The following is a 25,597-nucleotide window of genomic DNA, read 5'->3' as shown; positions in this document are numbered from 1 at the left end:
TAGTTATGTTTTATATTTAGTTTTTTTATGCTTAGTTCTGCCTTGCGTGAAAGCCTTGAAAAACTAAAATCGCTTTTTGAAAGCTTTATTTTAGCATATGATAACTTAGATCATAGCTACTTAGCATATCTTCTTTGGTATATCTTGTATAAAATTTTTAATTTCATTACCGTTCTTATAAAGCGTATATGCTAAATCACATATGCTACCTTATAGCTTTCTTGCGAAAGCTTGAAATGGCAAAATGGATAAAAATTCAAGAAAAACCGTGAATTCTTTGCTTAAAATTTAAGTAAATTCACGCAAAACCGTGAATTTTTTGGCATTTTTTAAAAAAATTCACGCAAAATTCAACCCCCCCCCCCCCACGCAAATTCAAAAAAATTCACACAACTTAAAAAAATCCACATTTTGTCATTCTAAGCGTGTGCCAAAAATTCACGAATTTATGGAAAAATGCCTTGAATTTATGGTTTCTTCACCCATAGGCTTGTCAATTACAAATCAATACTTTTTTAACAATAATTAATTTGATTAAGGCTAGTCTTTGATCTTATGTCTTTTTGCATAGTTTTCTATTTCATCTCTAAGAGCTTGGGGGAAGTTTTCTCTATACATAGCTGGTATGGTGGGGTTTAGTTTTTTGTCAAGCTCACCTTCCTTGTAAAGATCTTCTAAATACTCAGGGGTGTAGTAGCTTGGAGCATTAGGATAGCCCTGATGAGGAGTTACTGAAAGAACCTTTGCTTCTAAACTTAAATCTCGTATGTGGGCTTTAGCCTCAGCTAGGCTAGTAGAATTTGGTATATCATGGGCATATTTCCAACCTGCTAGCCTTATATGCAGGTCTATATATAGCTCAGCTACTTGCATAAATTCAATCCTACTCTCACTTGTAGAATCCTTATCTCTTGGATCTTTAAGCTCTCCTTTATCCACTAGATCATAGATCTTAGAAATTACACCCTGAGCTTGAGGATCAACAGCCCAACCATACATACAGTTAAAATCAATCACCCATTCTACACCTATAAGCTCATCCAAATAAGGAATCATACCAAAGCTATCAAGTAAGGACTTGTGATTATCATAAAGCTTATATATCATTTGTGCTTTTGTTTTATTCCAATGAAGTCCGGTGATTAAAGAATTAGAACACAAAATAAGATAGGCTAAATTTCTAAAAGCTTCTTCATCTCCTAATTGAGCTTGTAGAAAAATACACTGCCAAGCCCTTGCTGTCCAGCCCGTTGAGCCTACTTTGATAAAGGCATTTTTATCCCCCAAAAAGCCTTTTAATAAATTCCATTCTCCTATTTCTAAGTAATCATTAAAATAAACAGCAGCTTTCTTTGAATTTAAATTTGCTAGATAAAAAAACTCTTCATATTCAGGATTTATAACCCTTCCATCATCATCAACTCCTCCTATGGCATCATAAGGCACATCCATTATAGCAGGTCTTAAACCACTTCGTATAACTAGATATTTATATCTTTCTTTCTTGGTCTTTAAACTCTCATAATAAGCCTTTTCTTTCTTAGTCCAAGGAGCTATTTTACCCTTTGGGGGATCATTTAAATACAAGCTTTGCCAAGCCTTAAATTCAAGCAAACTTGAACTAGCCCCTATTTTTATGGTAGGATCCAAGAATACACCCTTGTAAGAATCTTTGTAGTTTTTAATCAAAGAAGCCGATGATAATATAGCATTAGAATACTCCTTGGTGTATCTACCAACCTCATCTGTGCTTTTTTCAAAGATGATCTTATTGCTTTTTTGTTCTACCTCTAAGATGAAAGAATTTGCCAAAACTACCTCATAGGTCTTATTCATTTCAAGTCCTTTGAATTTTTATTTAAATTCTAAGCTTTTGTTTTAAATTTAGTTTATTTTGTTTGTTGTTTTTTAAAGTGTTGATTTATCGCATAATTTTGTCATTTTATAAAATAACCTTGTTTTGAGCTAAAAAGCAAAGATCTTGTTTTGCCATCCATCTTCTACAATTTGTGTTTTCTTGCTTATATCCCATCACGCGTAAATTTATATTCTTTGTTTTTTATAAGTACTGTTTTGTATCTTTAAAAAACAAGACTTTTTAACAAGGTTTTTTAAAATAGTTTTTCTCTCATTGTTTTTTCGTTTTTTTTTTTTTTTAATATACTAGAAATTTGTTTCAAACCGTCTAAGGTGTATGAAAGCAACAAATTTAAGAGTTTATGTGGGTTGTAAGCTTTGTAATAAAGGAGTTTAAATGCAAAATTTCAAGCTTAAATTCAGACTCTAAGCTTAAATTTAAAAACGAGCTTAAACATAGCAGTTAGCAAGTTAAAAGAAACAAAATTTTATTCAAGGAGATTCTATGACAGTTTCAACTCAAAGGGAGTTTGTAAAGTATTTAGAACAAGTTAATGAGCTTGTGAAAGAAGCTGGGCTAGATGGCAACATCCAAAGTAGCAACGCAAAACTAGGTGGCAAAAACACAAGCAACACGAGGCTGGGCGAAAACGCAGAGAAAACAAATGTTGTCGAGCTTTTAAGCGAAAACAAAGTTGCCAAAATTACAAGCAAAGGCAAGGATAGCTTGATTAAAGCCATCAGTGAGCAAGAATTGCTAGTGCCTGTGGTGGGTGGCTTTTCAGCTGGAAAAAGCACGGCTTTAAATGCCTTTTTAGGTGAAGCCGTTTTAAGCGTGGATATATCCCCTGAAACTGCTTTGGCTACCGAGCTTCGCTACACAGAAAATGAGAGCTACGGCGAGGGCGTTAAGGAAAATGGGCAAAGCGAAAGGCTGAGTTTGGCTGAATTTAGTGAGCTTAAAAATAGGGCTAGCGACTTTGCTTATGCAAGGCTTTATTTAAACAACGCTAGGCTTAAAGCAATTGCCCCGCTTGTGCTTGTGGATATGCCGGGCTTTGAAGCACCTTACGAGGCACACAACAAAGCCATTATGCGTTATCTTGCCTTTGGGACGCATTTTATCATCACTCACAGCCTTTCAAGTGGGGCTTTAACAGCTAGCATTAAAAGCCACATTGCAAATCTGCAAAGCCTAAACCGCAGTTTTAGCTTTGTGCTTACAAAGTGTGATTTAAAGCCACAAAGCGAGCTTGATGAGATTAAAATAGCCATAAATGACGAGCTTTCAAGCAGTTTTGGCTATGATGAGGGCATAGTTTGTCTTGGCAAAGATAAATTTGATAGCTTTGATAAGATAATTTCTAGCATAGAGCCTGAAATTCTTTTTGAAAGGCTTTTCAAGGATAGCTTAAAAAGCGATTTTAAGGATACCAAATCAACCCTACAAACCAAAATCGTAGCCCTAAAAGCTGGCAAGGAAGAGGCACAAAATGCCATAAAAGAGCTTGAAAAGGGCGTGAGTAAAATTAGCTCTCTTAAAGATAATCTTAACGCAGACACGGATGAGAGGGCTTTAAATGCTGCTAATGCTAGCATAGACTCTGTAATTTTTGCCCTAAAAGAGCAAATGAGTAGCCTTGCAAATGCGGCTTTAAGCGGGGAGAGTGCTTTGGGTGCTGAAATAAGCCCAATGGTAAGAAGAGTGCTTTTAAGTGAATGGACAGCTCGCACTAAAACTCAGCAAGAAAGGCTTATCACGGCGTTTAAGGCAGAGCTTAGCGATTTGAATTTAAGTGCCTTTGAGATAAACTCAGCTTGGGTTGAGGATATAAGTGCAAGCATAAATAATGCTTTAAACGGTGCTAGTTTAGGCATACAGGATAGCTTTTTTGATAAGTTTGATAACTCCCCCATAGGTGCTTTGTTTATAGCCCTTTCAAGGCTAATTAAAAAGCTACCCGTGCCTGCCATAGTAAAAGTCATACTTACGCCCATAGTAGCATTGTTGCCAAGCCTTTTGAAAGCACTTTTTGGCGGCAAAAGTGTTGATGAAAATGCACTTGCAAGCTCAATTTTACCCAAAATCAAAGATGCCTTGCAAACTGAGGTGCAAAAGGCTTACAAAGATAGCTTTGATACTATAAAAGAAGCTATTGCAATCTTTTTAGAGGGCAAGCTCAAAGAAAAGCAAGCACAAATTGCAAGCTCTCAAGAAGAAAAGGCACAAATTTTAGCCCAGTTAGAGACTAAAATTTCAAGTTTAAGTGATATTAGCACTAGGCTTGATAGCCTAGCTAGCGAGTATCTTTACAAATAAGACTTTTAAGGGTCATTTGCATAATGGCATTTGCCCTTGATTTGACCTAAGGAGAAAAAGATGAGTTTTGATGAGATTTTACTAAGGCTTGATAAGCTAGATGAGATAGCAAAAAGGCTAAATGCGGATAATTTAATAGAATTATCAGGCTTAAAGCCGCTGCAAATTGCAAGGTCAAAAGAGGACTTGCAAAGGGAAAAAGAGCAAATTCAAGAGCAAAATAGATTGCTTAAAATTGGCATTTTAGGGCGGGTTAAGGCTGGAAAAAGCTCTTTTTTAAATGCCTTGCTTTTTAAGGGAGAAAGCATTTTGCCAAAGGCTGCTACGCCTATGACGACTGCTTTAACGGAGCTTAAATTTAGCCAAGAACAAAGCATAAAGGCTGAATTTTACACGCCTAATGACTTAGCTGAGATTAAGAAAAACGCAGCTGAGTTTGAAAAAAGGCTAAAAGAAAAAGAGGACGCTCTTTTTAAAAATTTAAAAGAAAATGCTCTTAAAAAAGCAAGAGAAGGCGAAAGCATTGATGAGGCAAAATTAAGGGAAAATGCCAAAAAAACTGCTTTAAGAGAACTTAAATCCCAGCTTGAAAGCCTAGCTGCTTGCTATGAGCAAGAGCAAAAAATACAAAAAAACCCACTCACTCAAAGCGAGCTTAAAAGCCACGAGTTAAGGCAAATTCAAGGCTCTTTGAGTGAAGTTAGAGATGAGCTTTTAAATTTCGTGGGAGAAAGTGGCAAATTTATGCCCTACACGAAGTCTCTTTGTTTAAACCTTGATGATGAGTTTTTAAAGGATGTGCAAATCATCGACACACCAGGGCTTAATGATCCTATGAAAAGTCGCTCGGCAAGGACGAGTGAGTTTTTAAACAACTGCGATGCGGTGCTTGTTTTATCCCCTGCTGAGCAGTTTTTGGATGCTAGCGATACAAATTTAATCGCACAGCTTTCAGATGTGGGCGGGGCTGCAAGGATAGTCTTTGTGGCTTCAAAGGCTGATAGTGAGCTTTTTGGTAGCGAAAAGGACAAGGCAAATGGGGACTTAAACGCTACCTTTATGGGTATTACAAGAAGTCTTGAAAAATCAAAGGAAAACGCCTTGCGTAATTTTGCTAGCGATAAAAATTTATTGCAAGCTGAGGTTTTGCAAAGGGCTTTGAATGAAAGACTCATCATAGCTTCAAGCCTTTGTGCTAGCATAGTGGCTAAAAAAGGCGAGAATTTAGACGAGATGGAAACACACATTTTAGAGCTTTTGAAAGAGCATTTTAAGGGCGAGTTTGAGGGCGAAAAAATGTGGGAAAATCTTGCAAAATTAGCAAATGTAGAGTCCTTAAATGCTGTATTTAGCGAGCTAAGAAAGGAAAAGGATAAGCTCATAGCAAAACGAGTGGCTGAGTTTGTAGAGGGTAAAAACAAAGCCCTTGAGGAATACAAAAACAGCTTAAAAGAAAGGATAAGCTCCTAGTTTCACACCCTAAAAACCGCTAACTTAGAAGAAATAACACAAAAAGAACAAGCTCTAATAAGTGTGCAAAAAAGTGGCACAGACGCGGCAAATGAGAAATGGGAGAGGCTTTGCGATGAGCTAATAGAGTCTTTAAGAGATAAACTTAAAGCAAAAAGAGAGAGCTTTTTTGCTAGATTTGAAGAAAGTAGTGAATCATCAAAGGGCAGTAAAACTGAAAGCTATGAAGTAAGCAATAGTAAGTGGTATAATCCCTTTTCTTGGGGAAGCACAAGAACCGTTACAAATACCTACACCACTTTCAACGCAAGTGCCGTTAGAAAGGCTCTACAAGACACCTGCTTAGAGCTTGAAGAGCTGCTAAATGATGAGTGTAAAAGCCATATAAAAAAATGGGGCACCGCACAAGCACAGCTTTTAAGTGCTATAAGAAAGGAAGTAGGCGATGAGAACATAGACTTTGCTATATTTAGGCAAACTATCAAGCAGCTTATGAACTCCATCACTTACTCAAGCATAAGCTACACTTCAAAAATCCCTGAGAACATAAGGGGCAAAAGCGGTATGCTTATAGACTATGAGGCTGAAACTTTCATCAAGGATATCTTTGAATTCACGCAGGATTTCAAGCTAGATGTAAGAGATGATATAAACAGCTTTATAGCTGATTTAGAAGATAGCTTAAATCTTGACATAGGCGAGAGAATTTTCAAAAATCTCACAAGCATTATCACAGCTACCAAAGAACAGCTTAAAAATGCAAAGGTGAATATAGAAAAGTACACAGAGCTTGAAAGGGAGCTTGAAAATGTTTGAGCGGCTTTTTAAACTCTTTGGCTATGAAAAAATAGCCAAAAATTCATCAATTTTGGAGGAAACTATGGCAAAGGATTTAGCAAAGACAAATGAAATGCTAAAAAATCAAAACGAGGTGCTTACAAGGGATAGAGATGAGCTTTTTTTGCAAAAAAAGGACCTGCTTTTTCAGCAAAGGTTAATCGCTAAACTTTTAAGCGATAAGGACAAAAACGAGCATTTAAAAGCCTTTCACAAGCTAATTTATGAGGACTTTATGGACTTTGCAAATAGCGAGGATAGCTTGCCAAACGAGGCACAAATGTTTTTAAAGCTTCAAAGCATAGAAAGAGAGCTTCAAGTAGCCATTTCTTGTGCTGAGATTTACAACAAAAATATCATCGCTGTGGCTGGGTCTTTTAGCTCTGGCAAATCAGCCTTTATAAGCTCGTTTTTTGCGGATAAAAGCATAGCCTTGCCACAAGACATAAAACCAAGCACGGCTATTTCTACCTTTGTTTTAGATGGTGCTAGCGTAGGGCTTTACGGGGTTTCAAACGATGGGGATGAGGTGAATTTAAGTGAGCTTGATGGGGAAATTCACAAAAAAATGAACCACGAGCTTATACAAAATTTTGGCTTTCGCCTTAAAAAGCTAATGCCCTTTATGATGCTAAGAGCCCCACTTAAAGACGAGGCAAAGCATTTATGCTTTATAGATACTCCGGCTACAACCCAGCTACAAACGAGCAAACAAAAGACGATGAGATAAGTGCAAGGGAGTTTTTAGCCGATGCAAATGCTCTCATTTGGCTTATCTCAGCACAAGCAGGAACCATCTCTCAAAGCGATTTAGAGTTTTTAAACACACTTGATTTAAGCGACAAAAAGCTCTTTATACTGCTAAATAAGGCTGATTCAAAGCCACAAAGCCAGCTTAAAGAAATAGCTTTAAAAATAGCCGAGACACTTGATGGCTATGGGCTAGATTACGAGGGCATAAGTGCTTATGACTCAAGAAAGGGCGAAGAAAAGCTCTTTGAAAAGCTCTCTTTAAAGGACTTTTTAAGCACTCAAGACAAAGCTACAAATTTGCAAAAAAACCTAGTTTTAAGGCTTTATGAGGTACGTGATGCTTATAAAAATGCAATTAAAGCAAAGCAAGCTACAAGGGCTAAACTCGAAAGCGAGTTACATTCTTTGGAGGGGGATTTATCAGCTACTAGGGTAGATGAAAAGCATTTTACAAGGCTAAAAGAGATACAAAGATATTTCAAGGATGATGGCAATTCAAAAGAACAGCTTAACAAACTTGAAAAAAGTATAGCGGCTATGAAAGGCATCATCGATGAAATCTTTGGCAAGCAACTTGTTTTAAATGAGCCTAAAAGAGCTAAAAAAGGGAGTTTAGCAAGCAACAAAGACGCTAAAAATTCACAAGGGCTTGAAAATTTGGATGAGAATTCAAAGCAAGTTGTTGAAAAGGCGAAAGCACGCACTGCAAGGGCTAGTCGAAAAGACTACTCAAAAGCAAAGCTAAACGCTATGCTTTTAGAAGCTCGCAAGGGCAAACTTGGCGATAAGGACGAGGCTGCTGCTTATATAGCAAAGGAATGTGGTATTAGCATAGAAAAAGCCAAAGAATTATACGAGGCTAAAATGAAAGAAACACAGAATGGTAATGCAGATTTAGGGCAAAGAAATGGGAGCTTTGGTGGCTTATTTGGTAGCCTTATTCGTGCTTTAGATGTGGTTACCAAACAGCTTGAAAGCAAGAAAGACAAAAAATGATTTTGCTAAAATCGCAGCATTTAAGTCGTGTAAGATAATTTTAAAGGATAAAAATGATAGCACCAAAACCCTTTATAGCTATATGTAAAAAGTGCGGTAAAATTCGGCTAATAGCTCCAAAAAGCGATGCTTTAAGCTTAAATGAGCTTTTTCCTAGATGCAAAAAATGTGGCGAGCCTATGCAAAAATTTGGCGGTCTTTTTGGCAGGCTTTTAAACGAGCTTTTAGGCACACTTGGGGGAAAAAGATTTTAGTTTAAAAAAATTCACAGAATTTTCAAAATTTCACAAAAAATTCACGGATTTAAAAAGGCTTTTTTTGAAAAAGTGCTGATTTGTCATTTTGAGCCTTTGCAAAAAAGGCGAAGAATCCAAAATGGATATTTTAGCCTTAAATCTTTTTGGATTTTTTCCCTTCGCTATGCTTAGGGTTGCAATAATAAAGCGTGGCGAAAAACTCACGCATTTTCCAAAATGGCAAAGATCAATGTTTAGTAAGCTCTCAATTGCCACACTTTGTCTGAGGACTCGTTCGCAATGACTAAATTTTAAGTTTTTTGTGGATTTTGCAAAAAAATTCACAAAATTTGCGTGAATTTTAGGCATTTTTAATTGTGAAAAAACTTTAAAAGGTGAAAAAAGGACGATTAACAGTATTGATCGGCAAAGGCGAAAAAATGGGCGTTTTAATTGCACTTATAGGCTTTGTTGGTTTCATACTCACGCTTTATAGAATTTACAAAAAACTAAGAGCTTATTTTTCATAATGCTTGATTATCTTATAATGAAGCCACAAGGAAAAAAACATCAAGGCTGTGCCGATGACAAAGCGGATAAGTTCGCTTTGGCTAAAATTCACGGTTTTTTCAGGGAAAAAAAGTGCGACTAAGATGGCATTTGCTATGATAGCAGCTGGGATTACGGCATTATTCATAATGGCTAAAACCCCACTATCACAAAGTGTTGCTCCCTTGTTCCACAAAAAATACCCAAGCCCACTTGCCACAAGCCCTAAGTAAAAAAGCACTATCCAAGAGTTAGCACTTTGAGGCAGTTTTTGAGTGTCGCCAAGTGCTATAAAGGCTATGCCTGTGATGAGGGCTGCTCCTAAGTGAAAATAGCCAAAGATGCTACGTTGATTAGCCACCTTGTTTTTTTCAAGGACTATTTTATAAAGGCTTTGTCCTGTGCCAAAGGCTAAATTTGCCGCTTGTATTAGCAAAAATCCCATTAAAAAATGAGAAGTAATGGCACCAAATTTAATGATAAAGGCTCCAAGAACGCAAAGGGCAATGCTTATGAGATAAAGTGGGCGAAACCGTTTAGCAAAAGCATCATAAACAAGGCTTACATAAAAGGGAGTAAAGATGGTAAATAAGGCAACCTCGCTTACTGTTAGATACAAAAAAGAATGATAATAAAAAAGATACATTATGCCAATTTGCAAGGCTCCTATACCCATAAGCTCTGCTTTTAGTGTGTGCGGTGTGCGAAGGCTTAAAAAGGGTAAAAACACCAAAAAGGCTAAAAGCACTCTAAAAAAGGCAGCAAAAAAGCTATCCATTTGTGTGCTGATAAAATAGCCTATAAGTGGAAAAGAAAAGGCCCAAATGAGAGTAACTATGATGAGATAGGGCATTTGTGTCCTTTGAATTTTTTGTGTTTTTTAACTTTGCGCTTAATTTTAAGTAAATTTTATAAGCTAGGTTCTAATCTTGTTAAATAAATTTCGCAAATTCAACATTAAAATTCGGCAAACTCACAGTTAAATTTAGTCTATTTTTATTGTTTTGTAAGTTCATTTTGCAAGGCTTACAATTTAAGTGAGCTTATAATGCTTAAATTTAAGGAAGTTTTTAAAAACCTTCTTTGCATACCTTGAATTTAAAAGCCTAATTCTAACACAAAAAGCACATAAAGATAGCAAAAACCGTGCAAATTTTTAATTTCATTAAGCCTCATTTAAGATTTTAGCTTAAAATAGCTTTTTAAATTTAGCTAGCAAATGCACAAGATCTTTGTGTATTGCAAGATCATTTCTTTAAGAGGCTTATAAATGAAGGACATTGAAAATTCACAAAACATATATAACAGCAAATTTTTAGACAAAGGCTATTTGTTAGATTACTCTCTCTCTCTCGTGCGAGGCAATTCAAAGCATTCAAAGGCTTGATGAGGGCTTAAAACTAGGCATTCATATACACATTTTTTATGTGGATATGATAGATCTTTTTGTATCTTATCTTAAAAACTCGCCCTTTGAGTTTGATTTATTTATCTCCGTGAATTTAGAGGAACACAAAGCACTTTGCGAGGAAAAATTCAAAACTCTGCCAAAACTTAAAAATTTGCTTGTAAAAATCACCCCAAATGTAGGGCGAGATCTCGCCCCCTTTTTAATAGCCTTTAAGGATGAATTTAAAAATTATGATTTAATCTGCCACATACATAGCAAAAAAACGCCTCACGATGAGAGTTTGAGCGGCTGGGCTAATTATTTGCTTAGGAATTTAATAAGCAAGGAGGCTATGGGAAATATCATTGTGAATTTTTTGAAAGATGAAAAGATAGGGCTTGTTTTTCCCCTTGTTTATGATAAGGCCTTTCCCTTCGTGCTTGATTTAATAGATAAAGACAAAGAAAATATGCAAGCCTTACTTGATAGAATGGGCATAAAATGCACTCCAACTAAGCATAATTTCATCTTTCCTGCTGGGACTATGTTTTGGGCTAGACCTACTGCCTTACAAAGCCTATTTGAGCTAGGTTTGAGTTACGGCGACTTTCCAAAAGAGCCTATTGGGAGTGCTACTACCATAGCCCACGCTCTTGAGAGGCTTTTTGGCATAGTAGCTGAAAATAGTGGCTATAAAATCAAATGCTTTGTAACAAGATGCGATTTAGTGGATAGCTTTTTTAGTAATTATACCGTGCAAGCAAGGCTAAGAGAGGCTAAAACTAGGCACTTAGAGCTTAAATTCTTTGGATTTAAAATCGCTAAAATCAGACAAAAAGATTACGCAAAGATAGCTAGGTTTTTGCCTCTTAGCATTGAGAGGCTACAATGAAGAGGCTAGTTTGTTTTGCTGGTTATGACAAGGACGGGGTTGTGGATGAGTATGTGCTTTTTTACTTAAAAGAATTAAGCAAATTTGCTGAGATCATCTATGTAGCAGACTGTGAAATGTCAAAGGATGAGCTAGCTAAACTTAGCCCTTATGTAATCAAAGCCATAGCAAAAAGGCACGGAGAATATGACTTTGGAAGCTATAAATTAGCCTTTATTTATGCCAAAGAAAACAAGCTTTTATCACAGTATGATGAGCTTTTTTTGCTTAATGATTCTGTGTATGGACCCCTAAATGATGGGCTTTTAAGCATAATCTTGCAAATGGAAAAAGGAAGCAGTGATTTTTGGGGGCTTTTTAAGCACGGAGCTTGTGAGGGCATTAAGGAGCATCTTCAAAGCTGGTTTGTAGCGATGAAAAAAGAGGTATTTTTACACAAAGAATTTGAGAAGTTTATGCTTGAAATTACAAAGCAAAAAGATAAATTCACAGTCATTCAAAAATACGAAATAGGACTAAGTGTCTTACTTACAAGGCTTGGCTTTAAGATGGGGTGGCTTTTATCAAGTAGTGATTTTAAAAACTTGTCCTTAGACACACCACTTAATCATCCTTTAAGGCTAGTAAAAAAGCACAATTTCCCCTTTTTAAAAAGAGGCTCGCTAAGTTATAGGCTCATTTCTTTTAGGCATTTAAAAGAAATTTTTTCCCTAGTTCAGTATGATAAAAACCTAATCTTTAAGCACTTAGAAAGGATAGAGCCTTCGCTTTTAATCAATGTTTTTTCTGAGTTTAGCTTGAAGTTCTTTGTCTTTAAGCTTAGAGGAGCAACTGTTGAAAAGGGCTTAAAATACCGCATAATCTTTCGAATTTTTGGTGTAAAAATACTTTCACTTTCTTTTAAACAAAGATATTTAAGCCTAAAAGAAGCATTTGAGAGAATTTAGCTTGTTTGAAAGCTCTTATTTAAAACAGTGCTTATTTTTAAGGCTTGTTAAATTTATCATTTTAAAACAAGCTTTTAGAATTTGGGTGGTTTTCAAAGTTGTAAGGCTTTGTGGGTGTAGTGAAAAATGTGCGAAAATTCAAAGAATATTTTGTGTTTAGGCCTTGAATTTTAAGCTTAAATTCATAAGGCTTTTTGATGCTTTTTAAAAGAATGTTGATATTTTAGTAAGCTTTTTTATGCTAAAAACTTCATTTTTAGCTTTCAGCAAACTTTTGTTCTCTTGTGCTAAAAACTTCATTTTTAGCTTTCACAAGAAAGCAAAAAAGATCCTTTGTCTTGAGACATTTTGCTTTGCTTAAATGTAGTTAAGATTAATACCTTTTACTAGCCTAGCTTTACAAGCCTTGAATTTTATGGCTCTTTTTCAAAAAAGTATTGATTTGTCATTAGCGAACTTACGGGCGAAGAAGCCGTCAATTCAAGACATTTCTCCATAAATTCGTGCCTTCTTAGCACAAGCTTACAATGACAAATATGACCTTTGTTTAAAATCAATACTTTTTTGAAAAAGAGCCAATTTAATTTCAAAGCAAGCAAGGTTTAAAGAATTTAAAATTTCCTCGCCTTCTCATCCCTAAAGTCCTTGTAAATTTTAAGGGCATCTACAAAGATAAAGCTTAAAAGTCCTAGCTTAAAAGGGCTTTTAAAGGCTTTAAGAAGTGCAGCCCCAAGCTTGTAAGAAAGCTGAGTTTTTATTTCCCTTTCTTTTTCTTTCAACAAGTTTTCAATGTTTATTTTTTCTGCTTCTTTTGCATTTTTAGCATTTGTGATGGATATTAATAAATCAAGTCTTTCTAGTAAAAAATTCGTTATCTTGCCATTAAAGAGTCTTTTATTGGGTGCTGATTTTAAGGCCTTGTTATAAAAACTAAGAGCCTTTGTGCTATCTTTTTGCATTTCATAAATGATACCTGCTACATAGCAAATATGAGGATACATCTCGTGTGCTTGCTTTTTAAAAAGCTCATAAAGACCTGCATAGGGGCTTTGCTTTTCGCTTGGATGTTTTGCAAAAAGATGCTTTGAAAATAAATAAGAGTTTTTATCTAAGAAAAACTCGCAAAGGCTTTCACACTCTTTTATATTATTTTCCTTAAAGGCCTCTTCAAGTAGCTTATTTGCGTAAGCAAAATTACTCTCATCACACTCAAAGGCTTTAAGTAAGATAGCCTTTTTTGTTGCATAATCCTTTTTTAAATTCACAGCCATAGTGTATAAATAAGCCATTGAGGCTGCCTTTTGGAAATTATTTACTTTAAGCTTATCAAAATTTTCCTCTATTAGCTCATATCTTTTTTCTGTGCTTAAAATTTTATCTATGGTAAGATACTGGGTATTGCCTAAACAAGAAGCAAGGGTAGAAAAGCTTGTCCAGCTTGGGGCTATGATTTTAGCTGAAAAGCTCATTAGATAAAGATCAAAAAGATCCTTTTGATGCTGGGTGTAGCTGTCCTTTGAAAGATCAGCACTTAAAAAGATCTTTTCTTTTAAAGGACTGTCGTTAAAATAAGCCCTTATATCTTGTAAATTCTTAGTATCCTCGCTAAAAAGCACTATCTTAAAATCAGCTTCATACTCCTTGATAAAATGCAAGGCAAACTCCACAGGAAAAACCCTAGCCATCACCCCCCATAAGAATATAATAGGTCTTATGCCATCTGCATAAACAGAATCCCCATTTCTTATGTGTAAGGATACAAAGGAGCTTAAAGATCTTGCTGTGTTTTTGGCTTCTTCAAATACTGCTTTGTATTTTGGTGTGAATTTTATGCTCTCAAAGAGGCTTGGGAGGGTGTTTTTGTAATCTTCTTCATCTAGATCGCTTAGAGCCTTTTTGCTGAGGGGGAAATTGGGGGTGCATTCAAAGCCGAAGTTAAAGGCACTCTGCCCCCCCCCCCCTAACTATTAGCTCCTCTATGCTAGAAAAACGCATAGGCAAGGCATAGCTAGCACAAACTCCCTCGTTATACAAATGAGCCTTTAAAAAATCCTCTTCAAAAAACTCCTCCACCCCTTCTACAAAATAATCCTTACTATCTTGAGGGATGCGCTCATGCCAGATAAAGCCAAATTTAAGCCCACTTTTTTGTGCTAAATACATAGCATTTAGCATAGCAAAAAATCTACCTCCAAATAAATCGTGCCTTGTTGCTATGATGAGAGAGTATTTTCTTTTAAGCACTGTTAAATTTAGGCTTTTAAGCCCTTTGATTTTTAGGCTCTTTGTTGAAATTTTTGAGTGAAAGAGGGCAAAATTTTCATCCTTTTCTTTGTGAAATTCAGCCTTGATAGGTTTGTAAGCTTCTTCGTCAAGATAAAAAAACAAAGCCTCTTTAAAATCATCTTCCTTGCTAATCAAGCATTCAAGCCTTTCTTCTTTTTCAAACTCAATGAAGGCTTCATATTGACTTCTACCCACTGTCTCAAGCGTTTGTTTGCTAAATTCAAAATTAAGCTGTTCTAAGTCGTCTCTATGAAAGGCTAGTGGTGCTAGTTTTTGTCCCCAAAGCATATTTACTCCTTTTTTAAAACTAAAATTATAGCTTAATTTTGTTTTTTTTTTTTTTTTTGTAAATTTGCAAATTTTGTGTGAATTTTAATTAGCTTTTAAAATTGCTTTTGTGAATTTAGATTTATTTAACTGAGTAAAATTCACAGTTGTTTTTAAATTCACAGTTTTTTTAAATAATCTTTAAATTCAAGCTTGACAATGTAAAATGGCTAAAAAATTATCAAAAGTAGCAAAAATGCAAAATGGCTAAAAAAATTTATAAAAAGCAGCAAAAAAGCCCTCTTACTGCTTATAAATCTTATCAAAAAAATACATTTTTGATAAGATTATATTTTTTAAATTAAGCTTAATATTAATGCTTAACGTCATATCCTTAAAACAGTCTTATTTTAGCCCTTAAAAGAGGCTCAATTAAACTATTTTAAACTAAGCTTGGTTTTAAATTTAGCACTCTTTAATTTTAGTTTTAAACTCAAAGTTCTTTAAGCTTAGTTTTAAATTCAAAACTTGTTAAGCTTGGCTTTAAATTCAAAGCCTTTAAAGTAAATTGAATTTTGGCTAACACTCAGTCAAGCTCCCTCTTCTTTGGTATGAGCCAAACGCAGATTATGGCAACAGCCATAAGCACTCCAAAGTATATGAAAAAGCCTTCCTCTATGCCATTTGCCTTAAACTGCAAGGCTACATAATTTGCACTTCCTCCAAAGGCAGCAGCGGCTATGGTGTAGCTAAGTCCTGTGCCAAGGGCTCTGACATGTGGAGGAAAGAGGGTTGTTTTAAAGATCCCAGCCACAGCAGAATAAAAGCCAAGCATAAAGCACATAAAGCCTATGATTCCAAAAAGAACGAGGGGATCGCTAAGATCTTTCATAATATAAAAGGCTGGATAAATTCCAAAAAAGGCAAAGATACAAAAGATCATAAGCGAGCTTTTAAGCCCGATCTTGTCGCTTAAAGCACCCATAAAGGGCACTATGACAAAGAGTAGGGCAAGGGAGCCTAGCATTATGTTGTTTGCTATCTTTGGATCTATGCCGTTGTTTATCATATAGACCTTTGAATACACTGTGATTATGTAGTATGCAGGAGAACACCCTGCTGTGATGCCAAGTACCAAAAGCACGGATTTATAGGACTTTAAAAGTGCCTTAAAGCTGCCTCTGTCTTCATACTGCTTTAATTTTTCGCTTGAATCATCGCTCATAAAAACACGGACAAGCAGGCTAAGAAGGGCGAGAATCCCACCAGCAAAAAATAGTATCCTCCAGCCAAAATCCTCCATCTGCTTTTGCTCCAAAAACAAAAACAAAAAGCTAATGCTAGCCACAGCAAGAAGCTGCCCTCCTATGAGGGTGAAGTATTGAAAGGATGAGTAAAAGCCCCTCTTGCCCTTGGGTGCTACCTCGCTTAGATAAGCAGCTGCTATGCCGTATTCCCCTCCAACTGCTACTCCTTGTATGAGCCTTGCTAGGAGTAGTAAGACTATGGCTAGATCGCCTATGGTGTGCTTATCAGGCAAGAAGGCTATGACAAAAGAGCCCATAGCCATAAAGACTATGGAGACTATCATAGAGCTTTTGCGACCTATTTTATCGGCAATTGAGCCAAAGATGATGCTTCCAACAGGTAGCATCAAAAAGCCAGCTGCAAAGACGCCAAAAACAGCTATTTGCTGGATTAGAGGCGAGCTAGCGTTTGAGAAATTATGGGCGAAATAAACAGCAGCAAAGCCGTAAATATAAAAGTCAAACCATTCTACTAAATTTCCGCTTGAAGCAGCTATTACTGAGGCTATGCGACTTTTTTGGCTTAGATCTGCGTTTATTTCTTTTGAATTTGTAGTATTCATTTTTATCCTTTTTTTTAAAATGCATTTTGGGCTTTTTTACAAGCATTAAAATGTGTCTGATTAAGTAAAGAAACTCAAACCTCCCCTTGTCATTCTAGGGAAGCGATCTAAGAATTTCAAACATCACCTTGTCATTACTAAGTGAAGTACGCTTTGGGCATTGCGAGGCATCTTTAAATCCTTCTCATATTGATTGTAGGTATTTCAAAAAATGCCTTTGTTAAGCTTACAAGCCACCTTTTTTAAAATGAGTAATTTGATGGATTATGCAACAAATTAACGGTTTAAAAAAGCCCTTTAAATGCCTTAGGGCTACTGTCTTTTGACAAACTTGGGATTGAAATTTACTCTATGCGAGTTTAAAAGAAAAAGATGCTAGCACACAAGCGTGTGCATCATCATTGAGTATGGTTTTGAAGTGATTTTTAGTGAAGCTTTGTTTGTGGCAATGCGTGAGTTTGCAAAACTTACAAAAATGCTTGAATTTAAAGCCAAGAAAGCTTGAGTTTTAAGGCTCATCTTTTATCCCTTAAGCTTAGCCCCTTTTATAAAAAAGTGTTCTTTTTTGTCATATCGAGTTAAGCGAAATATCTAAAATAAAACTAGCATTTTAATTAATTTAAACTTAAAAAATACTTAGAATTTGCTTAGTTTTTCTTCTTTTTTAGCCTTTTTAACTTAGAATTTTTATTTTAAATAAAACTTAACTGATATTAAAAAATAGATCTTTTTAAATTTTTTAATGAAGCTTAGGAGTTTTTGATCTTAAAAATTGCCAATGTTGAATTTAAGCTTGATGATTTCTTTGCCCTTTATAAAATTTGCAAGGAGGCTGGTTAAAACTAGCCAATAAGGCATTAGCCCTTCAAATTTATCTATCACCTTATACAATTACCACACAGATCAAGACGAAAAACTTAGGCTTAAATTTTGCTCTAAGTCTAGCTTGAAGCCTGTAAGCTTTATTACAGTAAAATGCCCCCACCACATACAAATTCACGCTTTAAAAGAATAAAAAGGCACAAAAAAGCGATTTTATCATTACTTAAAGCTCCTTTATCTTGCTTTAGGTTAAAGAGAGCCTATTAAAATTTCGTTATTTTTTAGATCTTCAAAAGCGACTTGTTAAGCTCTATGTGGATTAAATTTATGACACAAAAAATCTTTTAAGACTTTAAGGAGTTTTGTCTTTGAATTCTTAGCATCTTTTAGCCTAGAATCTTGCCCCTCACATCCGCCCTTATTCGCAGTTTTTTCAGCTAACACCTTTTCATCCCCAGCCTTTTTGGACTCAACTTTTTCAGCCATAGCCTTTTCATTTGCAGTCTTTTCATCCCCCCATTTTTCATCCATTTTTTCGTCTGCTTTTTCATCAGCCTCATTTAAAACCATGCTTTCTTTCAGCCTTGCAAAAGATTCTTTTGTGTCATCCTTGTAAAGTACGCAACTACTCGTGTTTGAATCCTCAAAGATAGCAAAGCGGTTTTTAAAGGAGTTGTTGTAGATAAAATCATAAAGAAATTCACAGCGCTCCTTGCCACTTTTACAGTTTGCCAAGGCCTCATCTATGAGCTTTAAGGGCAAAAACTTAGCCACTTCAAAACTAAATTTAAACTCATCGCCTTTGTGATAAAACGAGTCTTTGCTTTGTGCCTTTGAAAAAGCGTGGGTGTGAGGGGATGTCCAAAAGATCTCCTTTTTTATGCACCTTGCAGGATTTGAAGCATAAACTGCATTTGAAAAGCAGGTTTTGCTAGTTAATGACTTTGCACCCAAAACACAGCCACTAGCCACAAAGGCACCCTTTAAAAGCCCCACATCCTGTCCTATCCAGCAGTGATCCCCTATTAAAATGCTTTTAGCCTCGTTTATGCGGGTATTTGTCTTGCTTTCATAAATTAGGTGTGGATCATTTGTGCGAAAGAAGATATCATATGAAAACAAGCATTCATCGCCTATGATGAGGTTTTTTCTTTCTCCAAGGATGACGTTATGAAAGCCTTGTGGGTTAAAATAGTTTTTGTTTCCTATGTAGCAAGCATTTTCATTATAAAGGGCTATTTTTGTGCTTTGTAGGGTAGAGTTTGCTAAAAAGAGGCAAGAATGACTGTCTAAAAAGCTAAGATGTGAATTTAAGCACCTAGCATTTAAGGACAAAAAGAGGACATTCCCCCCCCCCCCTTTAAAATTCACAGTAGAGTTTTTAAGAATTTCAGAAAGGGGTTTGAAATGATAGATTATGTTGTTTTTATCATCTTTGCTTACTAGCATTTTGCTTCCTTGTAAATTTAAGCTGGGTAATTTTAACAAAATTTTTTAATTAAAATTCAAAGAAAGAAACTAAATTCAAGCAAAACTAAGAAGGCTTAATAATAAAAGCACCTTAAATTTAAGCTTTAAATTTTTATCAATGTCTGCATACAGAACACGGACTACGGATTACAAAGGACTTCATATAAAATTTTGACTCAAGATACTCTAATAGGATTTTGTCTTATCGATTTTAATAAATTTTGATGAGAATATTGCCTTAAATTTTTAGTATTAACTCTGTTTCTTTTAAATGAAGGATAAAATTTTCTTTTTGAGCCTTTAAATTTAGCCAAATCAAACTTCGCAAACTTCTACTACGCAGTTACAAGAGGCTTAACAAAGTAAAAACATAGGCGTTTTCAGCCCCACGCCCACGCTTACCACGAACACGCCTTGTTCCTTCTGTTAGCAGTTGCAAGACGAAACGAAGTAAAAAATAACTCTCATCAACCTCAACCACTCATTTTCTAAAGAAACTTCTTTTTGCTGATTTTTCACACTATTTGGTTATTAAAATGCTAATTTCTCGCACAATTGCATTCACACAAGCACGAGTTATTTTGCAAAGCCCAGCGTCTTTTTGCCTCTAAATCAATTCCCCAAAAGTTGCAAGAGGCTTAACGAAGCAAAAAAAATACTTCGTAATTTCTTAAATTTCTTTTGAGACAATTCGGAAATGAATCATATGCTTGTTTTTCATCTAACTCTTTATACTTTAAAATTATCTTGTATTAAATTAAAGTATTTTGAGCCTAAATTTTTATCCATTTTTGCCTTGAATTTACAAAACTGTAAAAGGTTAAACATCCACAATTTAACTTGAAATATGGTGAAAATTTAAACAAGGCTTGAATTTTAAGTTAAAGGTGCAGTATTTTTAATGAGAAATCAATTTTATGTGGCGCAGACTAGGAGAGTTAGCGGTCTATCAAGCCATAAAATTGATTTATCGTAAAAAGACGAGTCAGCCTTGCAAAAAACCAAAAATTCACACTCAAAACAAGCTAAGCTCACTCCATCACCAAACGCATCAAATAAAACTCCTCTCCTGCCGTGATTTTAAGCTCCTTGCCACCACATTTTGGGCAAAAGAAGGATTTACCGTCAAGCCTTCCCTTAAAGCCACACTCACACTCACCCTCTAAGTCCTCATCTTGCATAAAAAGCTTGGCTTCTTCGCAAAGACTTCCCTCTTTAAAGCTCTCAAAGCATAATTTAAACTGCTCCTTGTCTATCCCACTTAAAACCCCTATCTTTGTGTGAATTTCACTGATCTTTGTTGCATTCTTAATTCTTGCATTATCCTCGCAAAGTTCTATCATAGCAGCTACTATGCTTAATTCGTGCATTTTCATTAATCCTTTTTGAAATATTTTTGTTTGCAAAAATTTAAAAAATTCACACAAATAAATTAATAGCCTTTTACAAGGCTTAAATTCACACAGCTTTTTCAAGTTAAATCAACATTAGCTTGTCATACTAAGCCTAGCCAAGAAACTCAAAATTGCAAAATAGTTTCTTCGTTTGCTACGCAAACTCACAATGATAAAAGCCAAAATTGTAATACCAAGCCTAGCAAAGAAGCTCAAATCTCACATTGTCATTCTAAGGGAGCGATCAAAGAATCTCAAACACCACTTTGTCATACTAAGCCTAGCGAAGAAACTCAAAATTCTAAAAGAGACTCTTCGTTTGCTACGCAAACTCACAATGGCAAAAGCCAAAATTGTCATACCAAGCAAAGCCCAAACTATCTCAAACGCTTTGTAAAATAGAGCTTCTTGCTTGCTACAAGCTCAGAATTAAAAGCCGAAATTATCATACTAAGCCTAGCAAAGAAGCTCAACAAAATTGTCATGCTGTTAGCAAGGCCCGAAATATCTCAAACAAAGAGCTTTTTGCAAAGATCTTAAAATTCACACAGCTTCCTAGCAAATCCTTGGCAAAAGCTCTCCCTTTGGTGCTTCTAAAAACCGTTTTGCCCCATAAGCATTTTGCAAGATGACCCTTGCTTCCTTGCTTTGCAAGAACTCGCCTATGATGTTTGCGTTTTGGTTGAATTTTCTTAGAATTTGCAAGGCTTTTTGCTCATCTTCTTTTTTCACGCAAAGCACAAAGGTGCCCTCATTTGCAAGCTCAAAAGCCTCATAGCCAAAAAGCTCGCAAAGCCCCTTTACCTCATCTTTTACAACAACCCTTTCCTCATAAACTATGAGATCAAATTTACTCTGCCTAGCCCATTCATTAAGCACGGCACTTAGCCCCCCACGAGTGGCATCCCTCATAGCCACCACCTCAACACCCTCATTTAGAAGGCTCATAACCTCATCTTTTAAGCACTTACAATCACTGCTAACAGTTGCTTCAATGTCGTTTCTTTGCACCAAAACAGCAGCTCCGTGTCTGCCTATATCACCTGAGATAAGCACGGATAAGCCTTGAGTGATATTTTTTGTCTCACAGGCTCTTAAAACTCGCCCAAAGGCTGTGGTGTTAATGTAAATTTCATCTCCCTTGTTCTTTGGCACCACCTTCGTGTCGCCACAAACTACCTTTACACCTGCCTTGTCGCATTCTTTTTTTATGCTTTTAACTATCTTATCAAGCTTTGAAAGGGCTAAGCCCTCTTCAATGATAAAGGCAAGGCTTAAAAATTCAGGCACAGCCCCCACCATCAAAAGATCATTTACGCTCCCACAAACGCAAAGCTTGCCAATATTTGTTTCCTCATCCAAAAAAATGGGACTTAGGGTAAATGAATCTGTGCTGATGGCAAACTTATCCTTTGAAACTGCACTTTGAGCTGAATTTGCTTTTGAATTTTCGTCATTTTCTTTTGCATTTTCATTTGAGGCTTGTGAATTTTCATTTAATCTTTGTTGTGAATTTAGCTTATTTTGTGAGCTTGTCGTAAAATTTAAATTATCAGCTTTGTTTGAAATTTGACTCTCATCTTGTGAGAAATTCACAGTTTTTTGTGAGCTTGTAGCATTTTGTGAATTTTGAGCTGAATTTGCTTTTGAATTCAAGCCTTCATCGTGAGAAAAGCTTATAATTGCCGCATCATTTGCCTCTTTTAAGATCTCATTATCAAGCACCTTGAAAAGTTCTTGTAAAAGATCATTCATTTCCTCACCCCCACCTCCGTGGGCTAGTTGAATTTCTTTCATCTTTGTGCCTTTTGTTTTTGGGGCATTTTAGCATTTTTGATCTAATTTAAGCCTAGATCTTAAAAATTTGCTTAGATTAAGCTTTCTTATACATTTGTTTTTCACAGTTATAATCGCAAAAAGGAAAAATGATGAAAGATGACAGCAAGCAAGATTTAAAAGACAAAGAAACATCGCACATTCTAACAGAGCTTGATTTTAACAAAAAAGAAACCCTAGAAGCCTTAATCAAACAAACCTATGTGGTAGAAAATGAATACAAGGCCTTAAAAGAAAAATTCACCTCCCTTGAGAAAAGCCACAAGATCTTAGAACAAATGATAAATGAGATCATAGAAGTGCTTCCCAATGCCCTTTGGGTCTTAGCCAAAAACAAAAACATCATCTTGCAAAACGAGTTAGCCTCGCAAAATGAGGAGCTTTTAGCCAAGATAGATCTTAGAAAAAGCCATTATGAGTGTGAGCATAAGGGGCAATTTTTCGTGGTAAAAAACATCAAACATAAGGACATTAGCATCATTCAAGCTACTGATATAAGCGTAGAAAAGAGAAATGAAAGGCTTGTGAGTATGGGAAGCGTGGCAGCTCACCTTGCACACGAAATTCGCAACCCCATAGGCTCTATTTCCTTGCTAGCCTCAACCCTTTATGCAAGAAGTGAGCTTAAAAACAAGCATATAGTGCTTGAAATTCAAAGGGCTATAGCTCGTGTAGAAAGGATAGTAAACTCAACCCTACTTTTCACAAAGGGAGTTAGCATAAATAGGGCTTTTTTTGATCTATACGAGTTAAAGGCTGAGTGCGAGGCCATTGTAAGCTCTTATAATTTTAGCACCAGCTTAGAAACTGAGTTTGATCTTGCAAGCCTTAGAATAAATGCCGATAAATCCTTGCTTTGCCTTGTCTTGCAAAATCTCATCTATAACGGAATAGATGCCATAGAAGAAGAGGACTTAGAGTGTGGGAAATTAACGGTTAAGGCAAGTTTTGATGAAAAAACGCTTTGTGTGAGCGTTTTTGACAATGGCAAGGAGATAGTGGATGAAAATGCCGTCTTTGAAGCCTTTAAAAGCACCAAATTAAAAGGACACGGGCTTGGGCTTTCTTTGTCAAAGGAGATTATTAAGGCACACGGGGGCGAGCTTAGCTTTGATAAGAAGCCTAAGAGCTTTTATTTTACTTTGCCTTTGTCTGATGGATAAAGTTAGGGTTTTTTAAAAGAGGCTTTTTTGTAGGAGCTTTTAAACTTGTAAAAGCAAGGATTTTTTATAAAAAATTCAAACAAGATCTCAATTTTATATTTTATGAGGGCTGGGTGCTTTTTGCTTTGAATTTTTAAGAGATACTTAAGCTAAAATTGATCCTTGTTAAGACAAGAACTTGCAAAAAGTGCTAAAATTCACACAAAAATTCACAAAAAGGACGAAGATGCAAGTAGTTTCTTGGAAGAATGATAATTTTGAAAGCGGCAAGGTGCTTGTTCATGTGCTTGCTCAAAACTCAAACGCCAAAGAGATACAAATTCTAATGGCTCAAAATAGCACAATGAAAGAACATAAGGCACCCTTTGATATAAGCGTACAAGTACTTTGCGGAGAGCTTGAATTTACTGTGGGAAATGAAACGGTTACTCTAAAAGAGCTTGATATGATAAGCCTTAAAGCAAATGAAGCGCATTCTTTACACGCTTTAAAAGACTCCATAGTTCGTCTAAGCCTAGCTCAAAGCGATACTATAAATAGGCTTCAAACTGTGCTTAAAAAGTGAGATTAAGCCTTGGTTTTGGGTGCATTTTAGTATAAATTTTTAAAGCTACTTGTTAAATTAGGATAAAATTTTATCAAAGTTTACTCAAATTGATAAGAGAAAATCTTATTAAAGCATCTTGAGTCTAATTGTAATTGAGTGAAAAATTTTAGCCTTGTTTAAAAGCTTAATCTTTTTTTTAAAAAGCATTGATCTTGGGCAAAATATTTGTTATCATTAAAGAGGCTAGAAATTTAGATCTTGCTGTGAGAAAATTTCCTTACTTGAAAACAAATTATAAAAATTCACGCAAGAATGTGAATTTTTAAACTTCTTTGCTAAGAATATACTCAAAATAACAAAACTCTTTTAAAAAAGATCCAAAGGCTTAAATTTAATGACACAAGATACTTTAATAGGATTTTTTCTTATCAACTTTAATAAAATTTGATGAGAATATTGCCTTAAAATTTTCGTCTTAACTCTGTTTCTTTTAAGTGAGGGATAAAATTTTCTCTTCTAGCCCTTAAATTTGGCAAGTGTCAACTTTGCAAAGCCCCAGAAATTCACAATTTCGTTGATGTGGTTATGTCCCTTTGCAAACTCGTTTTTAGAGTATTTTACCCTGTAATGTGCCTTTACTCCTTCTTGCAAAGTTATGAGCAAAGCGAAGTAAAAAATCCACCAAGGCGCAGTAGGCCTTGAAGCTCTCCTGAAATTGTGGTGTTTAGGGCATCTGCAAAGTCCATTATGATAGGCAGCAGCTCTTTGGCAGAGCAATGTTTGATAACCTGTGTATAAACTCGTGCGATTGCATTTTAGCATTACTTCTTGTAAAGGGACGAGTGCGTAGCACGAAGTAAAAACACAGACATTTTCTTGCCAGCCCCACGCCCACGCTTTCCACGCACTCTGCGAATCCCTTCTGCTTGCAGTTGCAAGACGAAACGAAACAAAAAATAACTCTCACCCTCTTCAATTTCACCGCTCATTTTCTAAAGAAACTTCGTTTTGATGATTTTTTCTCATTCTTTAAGGCTTAAAATTCTAATATTTTTGATTATTTTATTGAAGTTTTGGCAAGAATTGTTGCTTAATTTTGCAATTTTTATGGCTTTAAGATCAAGGCTTCCCCAAAAGTTGCAAGGCGAAGCAAAAAATACTTTACAATTCTTTAAATTTAGCCTCTAAAATTTTAAAACGATTAATATGCTTATTTTTCATCGCTGTAATCATAATTTAAAACTCATTTATTTGAGCTTAAGTTGTCTTGAGCCAATTTTTAATATGTGGCTGCAAGAGTACGAAACAAAAAAATTCACAGTTTCATTTTGATCTTTATACTTTAAAATGATATTGTATCAAATTAAAATATCTTGAGCCTTTCTTTTATATATTTATGTCCCTTTGCAAACTAGTTTGGCTCAATTTAACCTAAGCTCTAATACAATAGCTTTAAGTTATGATTTATAAGGTAAAAAACAAAAGTCTATTTACGAATTGTCTCAAAAGCAATTTAGAAAATTTTGAAGTATTTTTTTGCTTCGTTTCGTCTTGCAACTTTGCAAGAAACCTTGATATTAAAGCTTTTAAAATTTTAAAAATCACTCACATTTCAGAGCTTACTCTATAAAGAATCTTTAAACAAACTAGAATCTTAATCACAACAGAATGTGAAAATATTTCAAAAAGGTGAAA

23 protein-coding genes and 1 pseudogene are annotated in these 25,597 nt (G+C 35.5%); 12 read left to right on the top strand and 12 right to left on the bottom strand.

Features of this window, described 5'->3' with window-relative positions; all coding sequences use genetic code 11:
- Positions 1–310: 310 nt before the first annotated feature.
- The gene (locus tag DMC01_RS08870; RefSeq protein ID WP_142693873.1) at positions 311–529 is read left to right on the top strand and encodes a hypothetical protein; all 219 of its coding nucleotides are present in this window, start codon (positions 311–313) and stop codon (positions 527–529) included.
- Positions 530–540: 11 nt separating this feature from the next.
- Here DMC01_RS08870 and DMC01_RS08865 read toward each other — a convergent pair whose 3' ends face one another.
- The gene (locus DMC01_RS08865) at positions 541–1,836 is read right to left on the bottom strand and encodes a hypothetical protein (protein WP_142693872.1); all 1,296 of its coding nucleotides are present in this window, start codon (positions 1,834–1,836) and stop codon (positions 541–543) included.
- A 526-nt stretch (positions 1,837–2,362) separates the two neighbouring features.
- Here DMC01_RS08865 and DMC01_RS08860 point away from each other — a divergent pair.
- From DMC01_RS08860 to DMC01_RS08835, 6 genes are all read left to right on the top strand, one after another.
- Entirely contained in the window at positions 2,363–4,177 is a 1,815-nt protein-coding gene (locus DMC01_RS08860) for a dynamin family protein (RefSeq protein WP_142693871.1), read from the top strand.
- Positions 4,178–4,237: 60 nt separating this feature from the next.
- A complete protein-coding gene (locus tag DMC01_RS08855) occupies positions 4,238–5,647 on the top strand; it encodes a dynamin family protein (protein ID WP_142693870.1) in 1,410 nt (469 codons plus the stop codon).
- A gap of 63 nt (positions 5,648–5,710) precedes the next feature.
- Positions 5,711–6,463 carry a hypothetical protein gene (locus DMC01_RS08850; protein ID WP_142693869.1) on the top strand — a complete coding sequence of 251 codons (753 nt, stop codon included), beginning with the start codon at positions 5,711–5,713 and terminating at the stop codon, positions 6,461–6,463.
- A complete protein-coding gene (locus DMC01_RS08845) occupies positions 6,456–7,214 on the top strand; it encodes a P-loop NTPase family protein (RefSeq protein ID WP_142693868.1) in 759 nt (252 codons plus the stop codon). Before DMC01_RS08850 ends, DMC01_RS08845 begins: the two co-directional genes overlap by 8 nt.
- Entirely contained in the window at positions 7,151–8,233 is a 1,083-nt protein-coding gene (locus DMC01_RS08840) for a P-loop NTPase family protein (protein WP_142693867.1), read from the top strand. The genes DMC01_RS08845 and DMC01_RS08840 overlap by 64 nt, the downstream gene beginning before the upstream one ends.
- Before the next feature lie 53 nt (positions 8,234–8,286).
- On the top strand, positions 8,287–8,487 hold the full coding sequence (locus tag DMC01_RS08835) for a hypothetical protein (protein WP_142693866.1): 201 nt from the start codon (positions 8,287–8,289) through the stop codon (positions 8,485–8,487).
- Between the two features lie 499 nt (positions 8,488–8,986).
- Here the strand turns inward: DMC01_RS08835 and DMC01_RS08830 are convergent, their stop codons facing one another.
- The gene (locus DMC01_RS08830; protein ID WP_142693865.1) at positions 8,987–9,871 is read right to left on the bottom strand and encodes an EamA family transporter; all 885 of its coding nucleotides are present in this window, start codon (positions 9,869–9,871) and stop codon (positions 8,987–8,989) included.
- A gap of 574 nt (positions 9,872–10,445) precedes the next feature.
- On the opposite strand from DMC01_RS08830, the gene DMC01_RS08825 reads away from it, so the two are divergent.
- Both DMC01_RS08825 and DMC01_RS08820 read left to right on the top strand, forming a co-directional pair.
- Entirely contained in the window at positions 10,446–11,300 is an 855-nt protein-coding gene (locus tag DMC01_RS08825) for a rhamnan synthesis F family protein (protein WP_486599302.1), read from the top strand.
- Positions 11,297–12,247 carry a rhamnan synthesis F family protein gene (locus DMC01_RS08820; protein ID WP_142693863.1) on the top strand — a complete coding sequence of 317 codons (951 nt, stop codon included), beginning with the start codon at positions 11,297–11,299 and terminating at the stop codon, positions 12,245–12,247. The genes DMC01_RS08825 and DMC01_RS08820 overlap by 4 nt, the downstream gene beginning before the upstream one ends.
- Positions 12,248–12,858: 611 nt before the next feature.
- Here the strand turns inward: DMC01_RS08820 and DMC01_RS08815 are convergent.
- The 7 genes from DMC01_RS08815 to hypA all read right to left on the bottom strand — a co-directional run bounded on the left by DMC01_RS08815 (position 12,859) and on the right by hypA (position 20,332).
- A complete protein-coding gene (locus tag DMC01_RS08815; protein ID WP_142693862.1) occupies positions 12,859–13,932 on the bottom strand; it encodes a hypothetical protein in 1,074 nt (357 codons plus the stop codon).
- A gap of 250 nt (positions 13,933–14,182) precedes the next feature.
- A complete protein-coding gene (locus tag DMC01_RS08810) occupies positions 14,183–14,821 on the bottom strand; it encodes a hypothetical protein (protein ID WP_142693861.1) in 639 nt (212 codons plus the stop codon).
- 565 nt (positions 14,822–15,386) lie between these two features.
- Positions 15,387–16,670: an MFS transporter gene (locus tag DMC01_RS08805; protein WP_142693860.1), complete on the bottom strand. Its 1,284-nt coding sequence runs from the start codon at positions 16,668–16,670 to the stop codon at positions 15,387–15,389.
- Between the two features lie 375 nt (positions 16,671–17,045).
- Positions 17,046–17,189, bottom strand: coding sequence for a hypothetical protein (locus DMC01_RS13580; RefSeq protein ID WP_185908838.1), 144 nt, complete (start codon positions 17,187–17,189; stop codon positions 17,046–17,048).
- A gap of 606 nt (positions 17,190–17,795) precedes the next feature.
- Positions 17,796–18,941 (bottom strand): acyltransferase, encoded by a 1,146-nt coding sequence (locus DMC01_RS08800; protein WP_142693859.1) that lies wholly within the window; start codon positions 18,939–18,941, stop codon positions 17,796–17,798.
- Between the two features lie 364 nt (positions 18,942–19,305).
- Positions 19,306–19,443 (bottom strand): hypothetical protein, encoded by a 138-nt coding sequence (locus tag DMC01_RS13575; protein ID WP_185908837.1) that lies wholly within the window; start codon positions 19,441–19,443, stop codon positions 19,306–19,308.
- Between the two features lie 550 nt (positions 19,444–19,993).
- A complete protein-coding gene (gene hypA, locus DMC01_RS08795) occupies positions 19,994–20,332 on the bottom strand; it encodes a hydrogenase maturation nickel metallochaperone HypA (protein ID WP_142693875.1) in 339 nt (112 codons plus the stop codon).
- Positions 20,333–20,525: 193 nt separating this feature from the next.
- On the opposite strand from hypA, the gene DMC01_RS08790 reads away from it, so the two are divergent.
- Positions 20,526–20,753, top strand: a complete 228-nt coding sequence (locus DMC01_RS08790) for a hypothetical protein (RefSeq protein WP_142693858.1) — start codon at positions 20,526–20,528, stop codon at positions 20,751–20,753.
- A 158-nt stretch (positions 20,754–20,911) separates the two neighbouring features.
- Here the strand turns inward: DMC01_RS08790 and hypE are convergent, their stop codons facing one another.
- Positions 20,912–22,153: a hydrogenase expression/formation protein HypE gene (gene hypE / locus DMC01_RS08785; protein ID WP_345788966.1), complete on the bottom strand. Its 1,242-nt coding sequence runs from the start codon at positions 22,151–22,153 to the stop codon at positions 20,912–20,914.
- Between the two features lie 131 nt (positions 22,154–22,284).
- Here hypE and DMC01_RS08780 point away from each other — a divergent pair, with 131 nt between their 5' ends.
- Complete coding sequence (locus DMC01_RS08780; RefSeq protein ID WP_142693857.1) at positions 22,285–23,355, top strand: sensor histidine kinase; 1,071 nt, start codon at positions 22,285–22,287, stop codon at positions 23,353–23,355.
- A gap of 226 nt (positions 23,356–23,581) precedes the next feature.
- Positions 23,582–23,920: a cupin domain-containing protein gene (locus DMC01_RS08775; protein ID WP_142693856.1), complete on the top strand. Its 339-nt coding sequence runs from the start codon at positions 23,582–23,584 to the stop codon at positions 23,918–23,920.
- 443 nt (positions 23,921–24,363) lie between these two features.
- Here DMC01_RS08775 and DMC01_RS15205 read toward each other — a convergent pair.
- Both DMC01_RS15205 and DMC01_RS15200 read right to left on the bottom strand, forming a co-directional pair.
- Positions 24,364–24,544: pseudogene (locus DMC01_RS15205) on the bottom strand (IS1595 family transposase); the annotation flags it as partial.
- Between the two features lie 179 nt (positions 24,545–24,723).
- Positions 24,724–24,891, bottom strand: a complete 168-nt coding sequence (locus tag DMC01_RS15200; protein ID WP_246059146.1) for a hypothetical protein — start codon at positions 24,889–24,891, stop codon at positions 24,724–24,726.
- Between the last annotated feature and the right edge of the window lie 706 nt (positions 24,892–25,597).

This window comes from Campylobacter troglodytis (genome assembly GCF_006864425.1).
Lineage (GTDB): Bacteria > Campylobacterota > Campylobacteria > Campylobacterales > Campylobacteraceae > Campylobacter_D > Campylobacter_D troglodytis.
The sequence above is the reverse complement of the archived record's forward strand: the minus strand, read 5'-3'. Positions and strand labels throughout refer to the sequence as shown.

What these genes read in the sequence shown, in the direction of transcription:
- DMC01_RS08865 (WP_142693872.1), bottom strand. Translation starts at nt 1,836, where the DNA reads ATGAATAAGACCTATGAGGTAGTTTTGGCAAATTCTTTCATCTTAGAG.
- DMC01_RS08860 (WP_142693871.1), top strand. Translation starts at nt 2,363, where the DNA reads ATGACAGTTTCAACTCAAAGGGAGTTTGTAAAGTATTTAGAACAAGTT.
- DMC01_RS08855 (WP_142693870.1), top strand. Translation starts at nt 4,238, where the DNA reads ATGAGTTTTGATGAGATTTTACTAAGGCTTGATAAGCTAGATGAGATA.
- DMC01_RS08845 (WP_142693868.1), top strand. Translation starts at nt 6,456, where the DNA reads ATGTTTGAGCGGCTTTTTAAACTCTTTGGCTATGAAAAAATAGCCAAA.
- DMC01_RS08840 (WP_142693867.1), top strand. Translation starts at nt 7,151, where the DNA reads ATGCTTTATAGATACTCCGGCTACAACCCAGCTACAAACGAGCAAACA.
- DMC01_RS08835 (WP_142693866.1), top strand. Translation starts at nt 8,287, where the DNA reads ATGATAGCACCAAAACCCTTTATAGCTATATGTAAAAAGTGCGGTAAA.
- DMC01_RS08830 (WP_142693865.1), bottom strand. Translation starts at nt 9,871, where the DNA reads ATGCCCTATCTCATCATAGTTACTCTCATTTGGGCCTTTTCTTTTCCA.
- DMC01_RS08820 (WP_142693863.1), top strand. Translation starts at nt 11,297, where the DNA reads ATGAAGAGGCTAGTTTGTTTTGCTGGTTATGACAAGGACGGGGTTGTG.
- DMC01_RS08815 (WP_142693862.1), bottom strand. Translation starts at nt 13,932, where the DNA reads ATGGCTAGGGTTTTTCCTGTGGAGTTTGCCTTGCATTTTATCAAGGAG.
- DMC01_RS08810 (WP_142693861.1), bottom strand. Translation starts at nt 14,821, where the DNA reads ATGCTTTGGGGACAAAAACTAGCACCACTAGCCTTTCATAGAGACGAC.
- DMC01_RS08805 (WP_142693860.1), bottom strand. Translation starts at nt 16,670, where the DNA reads ATGAATACTACAAATTCAAAAGAAATAAACGCAGATCTAAGCCAAAAA.
- DMC01_RS13580 (WP_185908838.1), bottom strand. Translation starts at nt 17,189, where the DNA reads ATGAGCCTTAAAACTCAAGCTTTCTTGGCTTTAAATTCAAGCATTTTT.
- DMC01_RS08800 (WP_142693859.1), bottom strand. Translation starts at nt 18,941, where the DNA reads ATGCTAGTAAGCAAAGATGATAAAAACAACATAATCTATCATTTCAAA.
- hypA (WP_142693875.1), bottom strand. Translation starts at nt 20,332, where the DNA reads ATGCACGAATTAAGCATAGTAGCTGCTATGATAGAACTTTGCGAGGAT.
- DMC01_RS08790 (WP_142693858.1), top strand. Translation starts at nt 20,526, where the DNA reads ATGATAAAAGCCAAAATTGTAATACCAAGCCTAGCAAAGAAGCTCAAA.
- hypE (WP_345788966.1), bottom strand. Translation starts at nt 22,153, where the DNA reads ATGAAAGAAATTCAACTAGCCCACGGAGGTGGGGGTGAGGAAATGAAT.
- DMC01_RS08780 (WP_142693857.1), top strand. Translation starts at nt 22,285, where the DNA reads ATGAAAGATGACAGCAAGCAAGATTTAAAAGACAAAGAAACATCGCAC.
- DMC01_RS08775 (WP_142693856.1), top strand. Translation starts at nt 23,582, where the DNA reads ATGCAAGTAGTTTCTTGGAAGAATGATAATTTTGAAAGCGGCAAGGTG.
- DMC01_RS15200 (WP_246059146.1), bottom strand. Translation starts at nt 24,891, where the DNA reads ATGAGCGGTGAAATTGAAGAGGGTGAGAGTTATTTTTTGTTTCGTTTC.